Origin of the sequence: Lachnoclostridium sp. Marseille-P6806 (assembly GCF_964238185.1) — a bacterium.
Lineage (GTDB): Bacteria > Bacillota > Clostridia > Lachnospirales > Lachnospiraceae > Brotaphodocola.
In genome coordinates this window covers 337,961-352,513 of the sequence record NZ_CAXSLG010000001.1, presented here as the reverse complement: position 1 = coordinate 352,513, position 14,553 = coordinate 337,961, and the positions used below count along the sequence as shown (strand labels likewise).

13 protein-coding genes and 1 other annotated feature are annotated in these 14,553 nt (G+C 47.0%); of the genes, 9 read left to right on the top strand and 4 right to left on the bottom strand.

What is annotated here, in order from left to right:
* Positions 1-6 precede the first annotated feature (6 nt).
* The 4 genes from ACESON_RS01585 to ACESON_RS01570 all read left to right on the top strand — a co-directional run bounded on the left by ACESON_RS01585 (position 7) and on the right by ACESON_RS01570 (position 4,909).
* The gene (locus ACESON_RS01585) at positions 7-1,797 is read left to right on the top strand and encodes a sensor histidine kinase (RefSeq protein WP_373108185.1); all 1,791 of its coding nucleotides are present in this window, start codon (positions 7-9) and stop codon (positions 1,795-1,797) included.
* Positions 1,769-2,554 carry a response regulator gene (locus tag ACESON_RS01580; protein ID WP_177959897.1) on the top strand — a complete coding sequence of 262 codons (786 nt, stop codon included), beginning with the start codon at positions 1,769-1,771 and terminating at the stop codon, positions 2,552-2,554. Before ACESON_RS01585 ends, ACESON_RS01580 begins: the two co-directional genes overlap by 29 nt.
* Positions 2,555-2,571: 17 nt before the next feature.
* Complete coding sequence (locus ACESON_RS01575) at positions 2,572-3,699, top strand: prolyl oligopeptidase family serine peptidase (RefSeq protein ID WP_373108183.1); 1,128 nt, start codon at positions 2,572-2,574, stop codon at positions 3,697-3,699.
* Between the two features lie 142 nt (positions 3,700-3,841).
* Positions 3,842-4,909, top strand: coding sequence for an AI-2E family transporter (locus ACESON_RS01570; protein WP_373108182.1), 1,068 nt, complete (start codon positions 3,842-3,844; stop codon positions 4,907-4,909).
* Here ACESON_RS01570 and nudC read toward each other — a convergent pair.
* From nudC to ACESON_RS01555, 3 genes are read right to left on the bottom strand one after another with little or no spacing between them, the layout of a single operon-like run.
* Positions 4,894-5,739, bottom strand: a complete 846-nt coding sequence (gene nudC, locus ACESON_RS01565; protein WP_373108181.1) for an NAD(+) diphosphatase — start codon at positions 5,737-5,739, stop codon at positions 4,894-4,896. The genes ACESON_RS01570 and nudC overlap by 16 nt on opposite strands.
* 50 nt (positions 5,740-5,789) lie before the next feature.
* On the bottom strand, positions 5,790-6,362 hold the full coding sequence (locus ACESON_RS01560) for a chromate transporter (protein ID WP_373108179.1): 573 nt from the start codon (positions 6,360-6,362) through the stop codon (positions 5,790-5,792).
* Entirely contained in the window at positions 6,359-6,937 is a 579-nt protein-coding gene (locus tag ACESON_RS01555; RefSeq protein WP_373108178.1) for a chromate transporter, read from the bottom strand. Before ACESON_RS01555 ends, ACESON_RS01560 begins: the two co-directional genes overlap by 4 nt.
* A 184-nt stretch (positions 6,938-7,121) precedes the next feature.
* Between ACESON_RS01555 and ACESON_RS01550 the strand changes: the two genes are divergently transcribed.
* The 4 genes from ACESON_RS01550 to ACESON_RS01535 all read left to right on the top strand — a co-directional run bounded on the left by ACESON_RS01550 (position 7,122) and on the right by ACESON_RS01535 (position 11,009).
* On the top strand, positions 7,122-7,397 hold the full coding sequence (locus ACESON_RS01550) for a type II toxin-antitoxin system HicB family antitoxin (RefSeq protein ID WP_177276126.1): 276 nt from the start codon (positions 7,122-7,124) through the stop codon (positions 7,395-7,397).
* A gap of 21 nt (positions 7,398-7,418) precedes the next feature.
* Positions 7,419-7,676, top strand: a complete 258-nt coding sequence (locus ACESON_RS01545) for a TIGR03905 family TSCPD domain-containing protein (RefSeq protein ID WP_177276125.1) — start codon at positions 7,419-7,421, stop codon at positions 7,674-7,676.
* Positions 7,677-7,759: 83 nt separating this feature from the next.
* Positions 7,760-7,993 (top strand) — a binding site (T-box leader).
* A 212-nt stretch (positions 7,994-8,205) separates the two neighbouring features.
* Complete coding sequence (gene proS / locus ACESON_RS01540; RefSeq protein WP_177958649.1) at positions 8,206-9,639, top strand: proline--tRNA ligase; 1,434 nt, start codon at positions 8,206-8,208, stop codon at positions 9,637-9,639.
* Between the two features lie 119 nt (positions 9,640-9,758).
* Positions 9,759-11,009: a CCA tRNA nucleotidyltransferase gene (locus ACESON_RS01535; protein ID WP_373108176.1), complete on the top strand. Its 1,251-nt coding sequence runs from the start codon at positions 9,759-9,761 to the stop codon at positions 11,007-11,009.
* Between the two features lie 182 nt (positions 11,010-11,191).
* Here the strand turns inward: ACESON_RS01535 and ACESON_RS01530 are convergent, their stop codons facing one another.
* Entirely contained in the window at positions 11,192-13,111 is a 1,920-nt protein-coding gene (locus ACESON_RS01530; protein ID WP_177276122.1) for a LysR substrate-binding domain-containing protein, read from the bottom strand.
* A 319-nt stretch (positions 13,112-13,430) separates the two neighbouring features.
* On the opposite strand from ACESON_RS01530, the gene ACESON_RS01525 reads away from it, so the two are divergent.
* Positions 13,431-14,498 (top strand): tripartite tricarboxylate transporter substrate binding protein, encoded by a 1,068-nt coding sequence (locus ACESON_RS01525; RefSeq protein ID WP_373108173.1) that lies wholly within the window; start codon positions 13,431-13,433, stop codon positions 14,496-14,498.
* Positions 14,499-14,553: the final 55 nt, after the last annotated feature.

Here is a 14,553-nt window from a genome sequence, read left to right as displayed (position 1 = left end):
TGGCATATGGGTTATTTACACAAAAACATTCAGTTTCAGAAATCAATTTATTTCAAGATTATGCTTCTGGGAGTTGCAGTTGCTGCTATTTTTGGTATTTTTCTTATGACAACTTATCAAATGAGCACAGAGCAGCTGGAAGAGGAAATTACTTCTAATGCAGAAGCATTGTCCCAGCAGCTACGGCAGAATATCAGCAGCCGTTTAAATGTAATGGAAAATAATGGATTTCTATCTGTTGATTTATCCAAAAATTTTTCCGATAATCTGGATGTGTTAAATAACTCAGGAGATACCTCAAAACGCCTGAAGGCCAGGTTTGAGATTGGAAAGGTACTGGAAAACTGGCCGTATAACCAGCATCAGATTTTATGGACAGCAGTGCTGGACAACAATGGAAATGTGTATGTAAGGGGGAGCGGAAAGCTGCCCCCGAGAAAAAGGCTGACAGAGATTTTTGAAGGGGCAGACTATGATAATTGTTATTCTGTACCTGGAAAAACCATGTGGCTCAGTGATGGAAATGGAGGAATCATTTTAATCCGGGCGATCTTCCATATGGACAAGCTGGAATTTTGCGGATATGTTATGGCAGATTTAAAAATCGATGATATCGAAGATCTGTTCTTAAATAATGATTTAAAAGAGGTGGGATATTATATCCTTTACGACAAAAATGAAGCGCCTATCTATATTTCAGACAATCAGCTGGAAGCGTTAGCTGCATCTTATCAAAATGGCAGGTTTCAGCTGGAGGGATGGGAAAAGCAGTATGTGATGTCAGAATATACACTGTTCCAGAATACGCTAAAGCTGGTTTCTGTAGTTGATTTACAGAAAAAGCATGAACGTTTTCGGGAAGTAATGGAGACGCTGATGTTTTTAGGGCTGGGGGTAGTATCCCTGTCAGGCTGTTGTATTATCATGATATTTTTAGGAACAGCAAAAAAGCTTCAGATTTTGCTGAATGATATTGATAGGGTAGCGGCAGGAGATTTTTCTTCTGTATGTGGAATAAAGTCTCAGGATGAATTGGGAATGATAGCGTTCCATATTAATTACATGAGCAGCAGAATTCAGGAATTAATGAAAAAAACTGCGGAAAGTGAAAAACAAAGGCAGGAAGCCCACTACCAGATGCTGCAGTTTCAGTACCATGTGCTTCAGGCCCAGGTAAATCCTCATTTTCTGTTTAATACGCTACAGTCGGTTCATGCACTGGCATTGCTAAATGGAGACAGTGAAGTGGGCAGTATGGTAATGAAGCTGGCGCGGCTGTATCGATCAAATATTGAACGTACAGAGGTGTTTTGTACCTTACAGGATGAATTAAATTATATTGATAATTATTTACAGCTGAACCAGGAAATTTATCAGGGAAGATTAAAGGTGGAATATGATTTGGATGAAGAACTCAGTCAGATGATGATTCCTACCTTTGTCCTTCAGCCTTTGGTCGAAAATTCACTGGTACATGGAATGGAAAATAAAATAGGCGTCTGTACAATAAGAGTCCGAACCTTCCGGGAAAAGGACAATCTCTGCATCACAATATGGGATGACGGAGCGGGAATTTCTCCAGAACGGTTGAAGGAAATTCGGGAGCGAAGCCTGTCAGAAAAGAGAATCGGAATCTGGAATGTGAATAAACGGATTCATTTATTGTATGGAAAAGAGTACGGGCTTCATATTCAGTCAGAGCCTTCTGTGTACACAGAAGTGCTGGTAGATCTGCCCTGCAGGGAAAGGGGGGAACGGAAAGGCGGTAATGAAAACGAATACGGTCATTATCATTGATGATAATCAGATGGCGGTTCAGGCGTTGGTAAAAACAACAGATTGGGAAAGACTGGGGTGTCAGGTGGTAGGAACTGCCAGTGATGGTTATGAGGGATTGGAAAAAATCCGGGAGTTTCGGCCAGACCTTGTTGTTACTGACATTCGGATGCCAGGATACAATGGTTTGGAATTGATTCGATTACTGACTCAGCAGGGGTATCCGGGGAAATTTATTATTATAACAGGATATGAAGAGTTTGAGTATGCTCGTAAGGCTATTCAATACGGTGTCAGTGATTTTCTTACGAAGCCGGTTTCTGCAGAGGATTTAGAAAAAAGTATCGAAAAGATACGGTTCAGGGAGAAAAAAGAGCAGGTATTTCCCCATGAAGAAGAGACGGAGGGCAGTCTCCAGCGGCAGCTTCTGGATATTAGAAACAGGAAGGGCAGTTATTCTCCCGCTGTACGTACTGCGCTGGAATATATCGATGAAAATTTGTATAGTGAGCTGTCTTTGGGCGTGATTTGTGAAGAGCTTTCTATTTCAACATCGTGGTTCAGCAAGCTGTTTAAGAGAGAGGTAGGGATTGGATTTTTAACGTACCTGACTATGGTGAAAATGAATATGGCTAAACGGCTGCTTCAGGATCCTCAGAATAAGGTATATGAGGTGGCAGAAATGCTGGGCTATCATGATTATACGTATTTTTTTCAGGTCTTTAAAAAATGGTTTGGACATTCGCCTACAGAAACAAAAATGCAAAAAAAGAGTTGATAAAGGAGGAATTGAATATGTATCAAGCACCTGATTGTGGAAGGCATCTTCCTGATTTACTGACTTGCCTGGATGGAACGCCGGTGACTTCTGAAAAAGTATGGTTTGAAAAGCGCAGACCAGAGATTTTGGATATGCTGAAACGGGAAGAATATGGAAGACTGCCGGATATGAGTGATGTTTCCATTGATATTCGGATAGCAGATTCCAGACAGGGAAAAGAAATTATGGAAGGAAGGGCGATCCGCAGAACGATTGAAATTACTGCAGTGAGAAACGGGATTCATTTTAGCTTTCCGGCAGTCGTGTTTATTCCGGCAGAGCAGGAAAAACCGGTTCCTGTGCTTTTGACGATTTGCAACCGGGGAATTAAGGATGGGGATCCGGCACGTCACTTTTTAAGTCCCTTCTGGCCAGCAGAAACAATGGTATCCAGAGGATATGCGGCTGCAGTAATATTGACTCAGGATATTGCACCTGATTATGATGAGGGATTTTCTATGGGCTTCCACAAACTGTTTCCGGAACTGAAAGAAAACAGACCAGATGATGCCTGGGGAGCGCTCAGTGCATGGTCCTGGGGAGCCAGCCGAATGATGGATTATTTTGAACAGGAGCCGTTGATTAATGAAAAAAGAGCGGTAGTTGCAGGCCATTCCAGAGGCGGAAAGACGGCGCTTTGGACACTGGCGCAGGATCAGCGTTTTGCCATGGCTCTCAGCAGCTGTGCAGGCAATTCGGGAGATGCGCTGGCTCGTCAGTCTAAAGGGGAACGAATCAAGGATATTGTCACAAGATTTCCTTATTGGTTTTGCCGTAATTATCAGAAATATGCGGAGAATGAGGATGCGATGCCGTTTGATCAGCACATGCTGATTGCTCTGGCAGCCCCCAGACTGGTATATACTACATCGAAAACCTTTGACAGCTGGGCAGATCCGGCAGGACAGTTTGAGTCACTGGTACAGGCAACTCCTGTGTATCGCCTTTTGGGAAAAACTGGAATGCCTTTGATAAAGCAGCCAAAGCCTGAACGGCCAGTTCATGATGGAGAAATTGGATATCACTTTAAGACAGGAAATCATGACTTGGATGAATATGACTGGAACTGCGTTATGGACTATGCAGACAAGCATTTAGTTTAATTTGATAAACATTAATAGCTCATCTGAGCTTCACCGTAAAAAAATGGAATTATAAAAAGTTTCTAAGCGGCTTATAAAATCAAAGAATTGGGCTATACTAGGATTAGTACAAAGGAAGTACAAAACAGAAACAGGTGAGTCCATGGGTAAGCCGAATAAGAAACTGAAGAAAATTTTTATAATTATGGGAATGACAGGAGCAGTCTATGGAAGCTTTCGCTTCCTTCTGCCTCTTGTGATTCCCTTTTTGCTGTCCTGGGGAATTGCTGCGGCGCTGCGGCCATCTGCCCGGTGGCTGCAAGAGCGGTGCCGCCTTTGCTTTCGTGGAAGGGAATACAAAATACCGCTGGGGGCAGCAGGTGTACTGGAGCTTTTGGCTGTACTGGCGGTTCTGGGAGTTGCCGTCTACAGCGGCGGGCAGAAGCTGTGTAGGGAAATGGCCCTGCTGCTGTCTGCAGCTCCGGGCTGGATAGAGAAGCTGGACGTATGGCTGACGGCAGTGTGCCACAGCATGGAGGAAATACTGTGCCTGAAAAGCAATGTTCTGGTTTTTTTGATGCGAAGAATGTTGAGAGGGCTGCTGACGGTGGTGACAGACGGCGCGGTTCCTTATCTGATGAGCAATTCCCTGCTGATGTTAAAGCTGGGAATTGGATGCAGTGTATGTTTGCTGCTTCTTTTGGTATCTACAGGGCTTTGTCTTCAGGAGATGGATGCATGGAAGGTCAGAATGGAGAAATCCATGTTTTATAGGGAATACGAAATTATTGTGAGGAGGCTGTCTGGGACAGTCAGTGCGTGGCTGAAAACTCAGGGGGTGATACTGGTGCTGACTGCTTCTGTATGTACAGCCGGTTTGTGGCTGATGAAAAATCCCTATTATTTTCTGCTTGGGACAGGGATAGGGCTTTTGGATGCGCTTCCTGTTCTTGGGACAGGGACGGTGCTGATTCCCTGGGCTCTTATAAATTTCTTTATGGGAAAATGGAAGGGCGGTTTGGCGCTTCTGGTTCTGTATGGAATCTGTTATCTGCTTCGGGAATTTTTGGAGGCCAGAATGATGGGGAGCCAGGTGGGCCTGTCTCCCCTGGAAAATCTTATGGCCATGTATGTGGGGCTGGAGCTGTTTGGAATTGCCGGTTTTTTTCTGGGGCCTTTGGGATTGCTTTTGATTGAGGATTTGACAGAAGCGGCTTATCGCGATTCCTGATCGTGGAAATACCGGATCATTTCGTGAGTCAGGCTGGCGTGCTCGTCATCTTCCAGGGGAATGTCCTCCCGTTCAAACCATTCGGCCAGAGCAAGTTCATTTTCATCCAGACGAATTTGCCCCGGTTCTTCCAGATCACAGAAGAAGCCTGCCAGCAGAGTATCAGAAAAGGACCAGGGCTGACTTTTGTAATATCGGATATTGGTGACCTTTAAACCGACCTCCTCCATAACCTCACGTTTTACAGTTTCTTCCAGAGTTTCTCCAATTTCTGTAAATCCGGCCAGAAGTGCATACCGCTTGTAGGTGCGTCCAGCATATTTGGACAGCAGCAGGCGGTTTTTGTCTGTCACAGCAATGATGACTGCAGGGCAGATTTTGGGATATTCCATCTGACCGCACTTGGGGCAGCGCATCATTCTCTCCTTCTCATCATGCTGGAGGGGAGAACCGCATCGTCCGCACCAGCGGCGGCTTTCATACCACTGGGAAAGCTGATACCCTGTGATCCCGGCAAAAGCCAGGTGGCGGGGAGCGGCGCTGCGGAAAAACTGGATATTTTCCAGGGAGAAGCCGGAGGGCGCCGGAATGCTGAGGTTCTGGAGCAGATAAAAGGTCTGACCGTCAACTGCGAAGAGGTAGGTACTGTTCTGGTAAATATCTTCGTTTTCCTTTTCCAAATCCCGGAAACGGGGGAAGTCAAAGGAGCCATCTTCTTTGCGAAGCAGCAGGGCTCTTCGTTCCTGAAAACAGAGGGCATAGCTGTCTGGAGATGGCGGCGCAGGCCGGTAAGCGTTGTCAAAATGGTGCGGTGCAATATCCTGTATCATAGGGAAACCTTCTTTCTTTTTTATGAGTAATATTCAGGCAGTGGCATTTCTTAGCTGTAAAATATGATTCCTGCCAGAACAGAAAGCAGAATAAGCTGAATAGGGGACAGCTTCTTTTTCCGCAATTTTTTGCTGAGCAGCATGGCAGCCCACAGAAGAGCAGCAATTAAAATTCCGTCGGGGCGCAGGAACATGGATTTGCAGGGGACATTTTCCAGTCTTATGCAGCATCGGGCGGTCATCTGGATTCCGGCAGCCAGAACGATGCCGATGACGCAGGGCTTAAGTCCCTGGAGAACAGCCTGAAAGTATTTGTTTTTCAGTGCTGTTTTTAAAACTGCAGTGATCAGCAGAATAATCAAAAAGGAGGGAAGCACAACGGCCAGGGTGGCAATGACAGCGCCAAAGAAACCAGCCTGGCTGCTTCCGATATAAGTAGCCAGATTGACCATAATGGGCCCCGGCGTGCTTTCACTTACTGCAATCATATAAGTCAGAGCATCCTCCTCAAGCCAGCCCCGGGACAATACCAGGTCGCGGATCAGGGGAATGGCACCGTAGGCGCCTCCGAAGGAAAAACAGCCGATCTGCAGAAATCCCCAAAATAAACTCCAGTAAATCAAGAGGCGGCACCTCCTTTTTTGGGGGCTGAGTCTTTGAAAAGAAAGACACAAAGACTGACAGCAGCTGCAGTCATCATCAGGCTGATGGAGGAAAAGTTCCAGGAAAAAGCAGAAATCATCAGCATGGCTGCCGCTGAGAAGACCATGATGGCTCTGGGAAGCAGCTTTTTAGGCATTTTCTGAATCATAACAGCGGCTGCATCCAGAATCAAAAGTCCTGCGCCTATTTTAATTCCCTGAAAGGCGTGGGCAATGAGGGGAATTTCCAGAAAGTGATCCAGAAATTGGGAAATAATATAGATTATGGCAAAGGATGGAAAAACAATGCCCAGGGTAGCGGCAAGAGCGCCCAATAAACCGGCCTGCCGGTATCCGGTAAAGGTTGCGCAGTTAATGGCAATGGGGCCGGGGGTGGATTCTGCAATGACAGTAATATTCATCATTTCATCATGGGTGATCCATTTTTTCTGTTCTACACAGTGATGTTCAATCATAGAAAGCATGGCATATCCGCCACCGAAGGTAAACAGACCGATGTTTGTAAAGGTCAAAAACAGATCAGCCAAAAGCTTCATAGGGGCTTCACACTCCTTTTCTTGTTTGGTAGTTTGTTCTTTTTATTATAGCATAGTTTTGGGGACGTTTACAGATGACGAAATTTGTCGTATAATGAGGAACGGAGAAAACACAGAAAAACGGCAGGAAGCGGAAGAATACTGAAAATAAGATAGAATCAGATAGAACAGGAGGCAAAATGAGATGACATTTACTTACCCGGCGGTGTTTACACCCCATAAGGATGGAAAAGGATATCATGCAGTATTTCCGGATTTGGAGTGCTGCGAAGCAGATGGACCGGATTTGGAGGACGCTATCGAGGATGCGAGAGACGCAGCCTACAACTGGCTTCTGGTAGAGCTGGAGGACGGCGGAGATTTTCCAGGCCAGACTCATGTGGAGGATATGGATCTGCCGGAAGGTGCGGTAGTGAAAAATATTATGGTTCGGATCAAGCTGCTGCCGGACAATGACTAAGAATACAGAGGAGACAAAATTATGAGATACGAAGTAAGACCCCAAAATGTTTGTGCAAGAATGATTACGTTTGATTTGGAAGGGGATGTGGTTAAAAATGTGGCCTTTACCGGAGGCTGCAACGGAAATCTGAAGGCTGTCAGCAAGCTGGTAGATGGAATGACGGTGGAGCAGATTGAAGGATATTTAAAGGGAAATACTTGCGGTTTCCGGAATACCTCTTGCGCAGATCAGCTGGCTCAGGCTGTGCGCAAGTGTTATGAGGAAAGCCGGAAATAGGACGAGAACTGCTTGACAAGCACTAAAAAATGGCGTAGAATCAAGCATACACGGGCAGAAAGAGCTGCCCATACAAAAGGAAAAAATCGACTGTGAAGGGGATTAGTAGGCCTGCATACACATTCAGAGAGAGAGCTATATGGTGGAAGGCTCTTGTGTCACTGGAAGCTGAACCGGCCCTGGAGTTCCGCAGTGAACTGCGGCGCGGATTCCGGCGTTAATGGAAAAAGAGAGAGTATCCGAAACGGATTTTCCCGGATTTCGGAATACTAAGCAGGGTGGTACCGCCGAATTTATCTGATCATTCGGTCCCTTGTCGTCAGGTCAGACGGCAGAGGATCGGATGATTTTTTATGTCATAGGAAAGTTCATCCTATGACATAAAAACGCTCCGCGGGGATCGCCATGCGGCGGAAGGGAATTTTGTCGCAGAAGCAACCCGCCGCAGGCGGGGAAGCTCGCAGGGAGCTTCTTTCTTGTTTTATAGGAAATTCGCAGGGAGCATCTTTTTATTCATTAGGAGGAAATTATGGCAAAGGAAAAGAAACTGGTAGAAGCCATCACATCTATGGACGTAGATTTTGCCCAGTGGTATACCGATGTGGTGAAGAAAGCAGAGCTGTGTGACTATGCAAGTGTAAAGGGCTGTATGGTAATTAAGCCAGCTGGCTATGCAATTTGGGAAAATATTCAGAAGGAGCTGGATCGCCGTTTTAAGGAGACAGGTGTGCAGAACGTATATATGCCTCTGTTTATCCCGGAAAGCCTGCTTCAGAAGGAAAAGGATCATGTGGAAGGCTTTGCCCCGGAGGTAGCCTGGGTAACTCATGGCGGTCTGGATCCGCTGCAGGAGCGGATGTGTGTACGTCCGACCTCTGAAACTCTGTTCTGCGATTTTTATGCAAAGGATATTCATTCCTATCGGGATCTGCCAAAGGTTTATAATCAGTGGTGCTCTGTTGTTCGCTGGGAGAAGACAACCCGTCCCTTCCTGCGTTCCAGAGAATTCTTATGGCAGGAGGGTCACACTGCTCATGCGACTGCTGAGGAAGCAGAGGAGCGTACCATTCAGATGCTGAATCTCTATGCAGATTTCTGTGAAGAGGTTCTGGCAATTCCGGTAATTAAGGGTCAGAAGACAGAGAAGGAAAAATTTGCAGGAGCAGAGGCAACCTATACCATTGAGTCCCTGATGCATGACGGAAAGGCTCTGCAGTCCGGTACCAGCCATAACTTTGGCGACGGATTTGCAAAGGCATTTGGTATTCAGTATGCAGCAAAGGACAATACTCTGCAGTATGTGCACCAGACCTCCTGGGGTATGACTACCCGTATGATTGGCGCTCTGATCATGGTACACGGTGACAATAATGGCCTTGTTCTGCCGCCGAGAATTGCGCCGGTTCAGGTTATGATCGTTCCGGTTCAGCAGCAGAAGGAAGGCGTTCTCGATAAGGCCTTTGAGCTTTGTGACGTTCTTTCTGGCTTCCGTGTAAAGGTAGATGATTCTGATAAGAGCCCGGGCTGGAAGTTCTCTGAGTCTGAAATGCGCGGAATTCCGGTTCGTGTAGAGATTGGACCGAGAGATATTGAAAATAATGTGGCTGTTCTGGTTCGCCGTGACACCCATGAAAAGCTGACGGTTTCTCTGGATGAGCTTGCTGAGAAGGTGGGAGAGCTTTTGGATACTATTCAGCATGATATGCTGGAGAGAGCAAGAGCTCACCGGGATGCTCACACCTATGTGGCAACCAATTTTGATGAGTTTGTAGAGACCATCAATGAAAAGCCGGGCTTTGTAAAGGCTATGTGGTGCGGCTGCAAGGAGTGCGAGGATAAGATTAAGGAAGCTACGGCAGCAACCTCCCGCTGCATTCCCTTTAAGCAGGAGCAGCTGTCTGATAAATGTGTTTGCTGCGGTAAGCCGGCAACAAAGATGGTTTACTGGGGACGCGCATATTAATAAAGAATCATAATTGTTTAGGACGGGGCAGCTTATTATTCAGCTTTGCCGAACAAGAAGCATTGGAGATTCCTCCAATGTGAAATATAAGCCGTTCTGAACTGTTGCAATGGAGGATTATGCGGATACAGATTCCCTCCCATGTGGAGTATATTATTGGAAAACTGAATCAGAACGGGTATGAGGCTTTTGCCGTAGGCGGGTGTGTCCGGGATACCCTTCTGGGAAGAACGCCAGGGGACTGGGATATTACCACCTCTGCCAGACCGGAGCAGGTGAAGGCTCTGTTTCGCCGGACCATTGATACGGGAATTCAGCATGGAACTGTGACGGTTATGCTGGAGAGAACAGGTTATGAAGTAACAACTTACCGGATTGACGGCGAGTATGAGGATGGACGTCATCCCAGACAGGTGGAATTCACCTCAGATCTTCTGGAGGATCTGAAACGCCGTGATTTTACTATCAATGCTATGGCATACAGCCATGAAACAGGAATTGTGGATGCATTCGGCGGAATGGAGGATCTGAAAAAGCGAGTGATTCGCTGTGTAGGAGAGCCTATGGAGCGGTTCGAAGAGGACGCGCTGCGGATCCTCCGTGCGATTCGTTTTTCTGCCCAGCTTGATTTTTCCATAGAGGAAAAAACCAGAGAAGCGATTACCCGGATTGCGCCGAATCTGGCTAAGGTCAGCCGGGAGCGGGTTCAGATGGAACTGACTAAGCTTTTGTGTTCGGATCATCCGGAGCAGATTCGTCAGGTATATGAGACTGAAATCAGCCGGTATGTGTCAGAAGAATTTTCCTGCCTTCCCTGGGAGAAGGCGGAGATTTCCCCTGCTCTGCCCAAAGAAAAGTATGTGCGCTGGGCGGCATTTCTCCGGTGCGCATGTCCGACGGAGCAGGATTCCTGGCAGACCGATTTATCCTGTGAGAAAGCAGCAGGGAAAAATTTTTGCGAAGAACGGGAAAAGGCAGTTCGAGCTGGAGGAAAAATTCTCCGGGATCTGAAGCTGGACAATGAAACGATTGGACGGGTGAAAACGCTGACATCCTGGTGCGGAGAAAAACTTCTTCCAGAGGCGCCGTCTGTCCGTCGTGCTATGAGCAAAATGGAGCCGGAGGTCTGGGATGCGCTGGTGGAGCTGAATCAGTACGGGGACGAGATTCTTTGTCTGACAAAAGAGATTCGCGCAGCCGGGGACTGCCTGGATCTGAAGCATTTGGCTGTGAATGGCCGGGATTTGATGAGCGCCGGTGTCCGGCCGGGAAAGGATATGGGAGAAATCCTGAACAAGATGCTTCAGGAGGTTTTGGAGCGTCCTGAAAATAACCAGAAAGAGATTCTGATGTCTATGTTTGTGAAATAAGAGATAACCAATGGGACTGCCGCAAAACAGGAAAAATTGTTTTGCGGCAGTCCTATGTTTTGTCATAGGAAAGTGCGTCCTATGACATAAAAACGGGCCGCGAGGATCGCCATGGGTTGGAAGAGAATTGGGCTGATGAGACGATCCGCCGCAGGCGGAGAACCCCGCGAGAGAGTCCCTTTTTATCTGGCAGTACAGTGAAAAAACCAGTTTTCAAAGGTATCATACAGGAGATGAGTCAGATCCCTGACGGATGGGGGAAGGGTACGCCCTGGGTGTGAGACCATGAGGAGATAGTAGTTCTGAGGCTGTGAAAAATCCATACAGCGTTCCTTCGCTTCCTCCGGAACCAGATCTGCAGGGAGAATCGTGTCGGCTGCTCCTACGGCGGCAAGAAATCTCAAAATAGAAAGCTCCGATTCACACACAATGCTTCGGGAACCTTCACTTTGTTCGTCAAAGAGTCTCATCTGTTCCTGATAAAAGGCGGTATTTGGCAGGGCAGTCATGATCCTTAAGGGGTTTTCTCTTGTGTTGCCGCAGCAGTAGACCAGGTTTGTTCTGGCCAGGATTCTGCTCTCCAGAATAGGATGAACTTCCTGGCTGGAAAAATAGATGCCCAGATCTGCAGATGCATTAAGCAGGGATTCTTCAATTTTATCTCTGCTGTTTTCGCTGACAGACAGACTGACATTAGGGCAGAGAAGGGAGAAGGAATTGCAGATTTGATTCCGGATCATGGGAGCGACAGAGGAATCGCACTGCAGATGAAGGTGGCCTCCATGCCCCTGGCGGTAGGCAAGAATATGCTCTTCCATTTCAGAATCAATCAAAAGCATGTTGCGGGCAAAGTTTACAAATATTTTTCCGGCATTGGTAGGCTGAAGCCGGTTGTGAATCCGCGTAAAAAGCCTGGTACAAAGCATATCCTCTGCATTGCGGAGGCAGCGGGAAAGTGCAGGCTGTGTCAGATAAAAACGCTCCGCAGCTTTGCTGAGGCTTTTTTCATCAACAATGGCGATAATATAACGGAGAAGCTGCGGATTCAGGCTAATCTGCGGAGCACTGTGATAGGTCTGCCTGGATTTGTGGGGATAAGTCTCTGACAGGGCAGCGGCTGGGGATTCACCTGGTATTTCGTAGGAGCCTGTAGGTTCCTTAGTGAGGGGATGCTCCGTCAGGCGGATCATTTCTTCAGCTTCCGGACTGGGAATCGGCTGGTAACGTTTGTCGGCAAGGCGTTCTCTCATCAAAAGTCCGGCAAGATATCGTTCTGGCTCTGTAAGCGTATGCTCTGCCGGGTAACGGATGTGCAGGGTCTGATAAACAGGTGGGGTGAGGGGACGGTAAACAAGCTCCTCGCATGGGAAAACATGAGCCTGGGAAACAAGACCAACGCCAACTGCCTGATGAAGCATGGAGTCTACCAGCATAACATCATTGGATTCGAAGGTTACAACGGGGCTGAAGCCCGCTTGTTCAAACAACTCCTCTGCGAGAATACGAATACTGTGCCTATGTCCCTGAAGCACAAATGGAGTATCACGCAGGTCAGACAGACGAATGCTTTCTTGGCCAGATAGAGGGTGAGAAACTGGAAGAGAGATCAGCAGTTCTTCACGGGCAAAGGGAAGATCCGTGGTTTTGTCAGAGGTTTTTCCGGAACCAATGGCAAGATCAATCTGACCGTGCTGGATAGCTCCCGGCTGTTCGCTGGCATAAAGCTCTGTCAGGGACAGGGTAATGTCCGGGTAACGGCGGGAGAAGGGGTTATAAACCTGACTGTAGATAATAGCCCCCCGGTTCGGTGCGGTAGCCAGCCGGATTAAGGTATGATCGGAATCGGTAACAGCTCTCATACTCTGAAGCATTCTTGTCTGCTCATCCAGGATTTTCTGGGCAGCATCGATGACATAACGCCCCACTGCAGTTGGGGTAAGCTGACGGTGATAGCGTAGAAACAGCAGAAAGCCCAGAGACGATTCATATTCAGAAAGAAATTTGCTGAGCGCAGGCTGAGATATGCCAAGTACCCGGGACGCTCCGGAAAGGCTTCCCTGGTCGGCAATGGTTACAAGATAGTAAAGCTGTCTGGTGGTCATATGGGCTTTCCTCCTTTGAAGGTTCTGCAGGTTCCATAAGTTCTGTTACTGTTATCATAAATCTTTTGATGAATCTGTCAACAATAAATTTCAAAAATATAACTAAATTGATATGAAAAATATAAGTATTTGGGATTTGTAAAAAAAATATAAAATAGGTATAATACAACTATCAGATGACATGGAGCAAAAAAACAGGATAAAATCAACAGGTTAATCCTGAAAAATCTTTGTTTTATGAGAAAATGTCACAATGTAATTCCAAGAGGGTTGGGGGAGCGTCTTCCCTGAAGCATGAAAGAAGAAGGAGAAAAATGTTATGAGAAAAGCAATGAGCCGTATTTTGTTATCGGGAATTCTGGCAGCAGCAGTATTAGGTGCAACTGCATGCAGCTCCAAGAAAGAGGAAGCAACTGCAGCAGGAACTACAGCAGGAGGAAGCCAGGAGACGGTTGCTTCCGCTGACGGAATCGGATTTCCAAAGGATGAGACGATTACTCTGGTAGTTCCCGGCAAGGCAGGCGGCGGTTCGGATCTTGGCATCCGGTACTACAGCGAAGGGCTGAATCGTCTGTATGGCTTAAAGACAACCGTAACCAACTATGACAGCAATACGGTAGGACATCAGACCGTGGCAAACGCAAAGCCGGATGGAACGACTTTGACAGTGGCAACTTCCGCACTGAACATTCAGTATATTACCGGAAACGCAGAAGTTAATCCCACCAAGGATCTGACTCTGATTGCATGTCTGCAGGACAACGGCTTCTCTACACTGGCAGTACCGGCCGATGCCCCGTATGATGATTTTGCCGGATTTGTAGAGTATGCAAAGGCTCATCCAGGAGAACTGAATGCAGGTATGCCGGCAGCCGGAGCGAACACCTTCCTGTTTGGTATGCTTACATCTGCTACAGGCATTGAGTTAAACTCTGTTGAGTGCGCTTCTGAGTCTGATCGCCTGACTAACCTGGCAGGGGGATTCATTGATATCGGTGTTGTAGGTGTGGGAAATGCTCTGGAATATGAGAAGGCTGGAAAGCTGAAAGTAATCGGTACCGTATCTTCTGACGGCAATACCATTTCCATGTATCCGGAGGAGCTGCCGGATAACTACAAGACTCTGCAGGAGCAGGGCTTTGAGGATTGCGTTCTGTATGTAAACCACTATCTGTACGGACCGGCTGGAATGGACGAGACAATGGTGAAAGAAATGAATGCAGCAATGCAGGCAGTGTGTGTGGACGAAACTGTAAGTGAAGGGATTGCTTCTATCGGTAATATTCCCGGATGGCATGACCTGGAAGAGTCCAAAAAGATTCGTGACGAAGAGTATGCTTCTTTCGTAGAGATTGCAAAGGAGCTGGACCTGTACGTACAGGAATAGGCAGCCAGAAGAAAATGGTTTAACAGCATGTCCTGGAAAACATAAGTTTTCCGGG

What these genes read in the sequence shown, in the direction of transcription:
- nudC (WP_373108181.1), bottom strand. Translation starts at nt 5,739, where the DNA reads ATGATACAGGATATTGCACCGCACCATTTTGACAACGCTTACCGGCCT.
- ACESON_RS01555 (WP_373108178.1), bottom strand. Translation starts at nt 6,937, where the DNA reads ATGAAGCTTTTGGCTGATCTGTTTTTGACCTTTACAAACATCGGTCTG.
- ACESON_RS01575 (WP_373108183.1), top strand. Translation starts at nt 2,572, where the DNA reads ATGTATCAAGCACCTGATTGTGGAAGGCATCTTCCTGATTTACTGACT.
- ACESON_RS01525 (WP_373108173.1), top strand. Translation starts at nt 13,431, where the DNA reads ATGAGAAAAGCAATGAGCCGTATTTTGTTATCGGGAATTCTGGCAGCA.
- ACESON_RS01550 (WP_177276126.1), top strand. Translation starts at nt 7,122, where the DNA reads ATGACATTTACTTACCCGGCGGTGTTTACACCCCATAAGGATGGAAAA.
- ACESON_RS01585 (WP_373108185.1), top strand. Translation starts at nt 7, where the DNA reads ATGGGTTATTTACACAAAAACATTCAGTTTCAGAAATCAATTTATTTC.
- ACESON_RS01570 (WP_373108182.1), top strand. Translation starts at nt 3,842, where the DNA reads ATGGGTAAGCCGAATAAGAAACTGAAGAAAATTTTTATAATTATGGGA.
- ACESON_RS01530 (WP_177276122.1), bottom strand. Translation starts at nt 13,111, where the DNA reads ATGACCACCAGACAGCTTTACTATCTTGTAACCATTGCCGACCAGGGA.
- ACESON_RS01580 (WP_177959897.1), top strand. Translation starts at nt 1,769, where the DNA reads ATGAAAACGAATACGGTCATTATCATTGATGATAATCAGATGGCGGTT.
- ACESON_RS01535 (WP_373108176.1), top strand. Translation starts at nt 9,759, where the DNA reads ATGCGGATACAGATTCCCTCCCATGTGGAGTATATTATTGGAAAACTG.
- proS (WP_177958649.1), top strand. Translation starts at nt 8,206, where the DNA reads ATGGCAAAGGAAAAGAAACTGGTAGAAGCCATCACATCTATGGACGTA.
- ACESON_RS01545 (WP_177276125.1), top strand. Translation starts at nt 7,419, where the DNA reads ATGAGATACGAAGTAAGACCCCAAAATGTTTGTGCAAGAATGATTACG.